2 protein-coding genes are annotated in these 1,954 nt (G+C 36.1%); both read right to left on the bottom strand.

Features of this window, described 5'->3' with window-relative positions:
- Window positions 1–261: 261 nt before the first annotated feature.
- Window positions 262–1,071, bottom strand: coding sequence for an energy transducer TonB (locus ACSX1H_RS19195; protein WP_439185870.1), 810 nt, complete (start codon window positions 1,069–1,071; stop codon window positions 262–264).
- Between the two features lie 215 nt (window positions 1,072–1,286).
- Complete coding sequence (locus tag ACSX1H_RS19190) at window positions 1,287–1,688, bottom strand: hypothetical protein (RefSeq protein ID WP_439185869.1); 402 nt, start codon at window positions 1,686–1,688, stop codon at window positions 1,287–1,289.
- Window positions 1,689–1,954: the final 266 nt, after the last annotated feature.

Raw genomic sequence — 1,954 nt, 5'->3', positions numbered from 1 at the left:
GCTGGCCCGTGGGTGAGCAGCAAATTCCTCGAAAGCGTCACGAATCCCAAAAATACCTCGAATCGAGCTTAAAAATATTGGGTGGTGCCTAACGGCCTGCCGCATGGAGCGTAAAGGAATTTATCCTTACACACTTTCCTAATTGAGCGGAGCCAAAGCACTGTATTTGTTTTTAACTTTTCATTTTTAAAGCCAAATCAGTGATTTGGTGCTGGTCGCCGATGCTACCAACCGACCTAGATGCGCTGCCCCCTTTATGCTCTATTGCGGTTTGTTGGCGGGTCGTACTTTTTTATTTCTTTTAAACACTACTGGTATATTCCAGAGTAAATTATAAGGTTCACCATGTTTGTACAAAACGTCCCAATCAGGAATCGATTTCACAACCCTTTTGGCTTCTTCATCTAAGTCCTTGTTGAATCCCCTTGCTATAATTACACTATCAATCTTACCTTCAGAAGTAACACTGATAATTTGAACAAAAACCCTTGCCATTTTAACTGAATCTGGAATCAGCGAGTGATTTGTATTATTTAAAATATAATCCCTCAGTAGTTTATTGTCCTGCGTAAATTTTGACTTTCTGGATTTAGAGTTGTCCAAATGGACAATGCCCGTTAATATTCCTTTTGTAAACTCAAATCTCTTTTCATATTCATATATTGAACCATAACCCATGTGTTCGTAATGAATGAGCTTACCATATGGATTTAATAACGAAGAACTATGCCAGTCTGCATGTATTTTCTTATTTGTTTCTCTGTCTTTAAAAATGAGTGATAAGTCTATTTTAGTACTGTCTCCTTGTAGTTCAACTAAAAATAAGCTGTCATTCCTAAGTTCCCAATAACCAATATAGCCCCGCCAACAGGCAGTTGAGTTGTATCCATATCTTTGGAATACTTTGTCTGGTCTTGGTTTTTTGTCAAAGTAACTTTCCAGAGGGTTTGTAAATATAGACAATGTATCTCCTTTATAAATCAAGAAGTCTGGAATCTGGGCAGTACCATGAGCTTTTTGATTTACCAAAATCAAAGAGAATAAAATCAATATGTATGTTAGTTTCTTCATTTTTGTATGCCCGCCAACGGCCTGCCGCATGAAGCGTATGGAGATTTAACCATACTAACTTTCCAAAATGAGCGGAGCCAAAGCGTTGTATTTGTTTTTAACTTTTCGTTTTAAAGCCAAATCGACGATTTGGCGCTGATTGCCGAAGCTACAAACCTTCCAAAACAAGCTGACCTCCATATGCTTTATTGCGGTTTGTTAGCGCCTGGCATTTATTAGTCATAAATATATCCTTTATTCGTATAAACGATTTCAAGGTCTTTGTTTTTAACGTCAGAAATGTGAATAAAATTGTAGCTGTTATGTTCTTTGAATTCATACCTGTTGCCGTAAATTCTTAATTCAAAAGAGTTTTCAATCTTGTCACGTTTAAACTTCACAGAAGAAGACCAACCAAGACTTTCATCTGTCTCTAAAGTATCTAGATATAAATTCTGTTTGTTATGAATCAGAATCACTGGAACACCATAAAAATAACCGTCAAAATCAATTTGAATCGAATCTCTTATTGGCAAAACCATTCTTAAATCTCTTGATATTCCTGAATTAATTGAATCAATCTGTATTTCAACATTTTTTAGATGAAGGTCAAGTGTATCAGAAAGTATAGAATTCAACTTTTGTCTTGAGTTGGTGCTTGAATTGCATGCAAGAATGCTTAATATAAAGCTAAATACAACAAGAATTCTATGTGTGAAATTGATTATGTTCCTTTTTGCTTTCATCAAATTTTCATTCGGTGTGTATTTTGCTTGGCGCTAACGGTTAGCTGCATGATGCTTAAGGACAGAACACAGCTCCACTTTCCTGAGTCCCACGGAGCCAAACATTGATTTGGCATTAAACTTAATAATTATTTACAAAGAAAATGTTTGGCGCTGCT

The organism is Carboxylicivirga taeanensis (assembly GCF_051851475.1).
Taxonomy (GTDB): domain Bacteria; phylum Bacteroidota; class Bacteroidia; order Bacteroidales; family Marinilabiliaceae; genus Carboxylicivirga; species Carboxylicivirga taeanensis.
The sequence above is the reverse complement of the archived record's forward strand: the minus strand, read 5'-3'. Positions and strand labels throughout refer to the sequence as shown.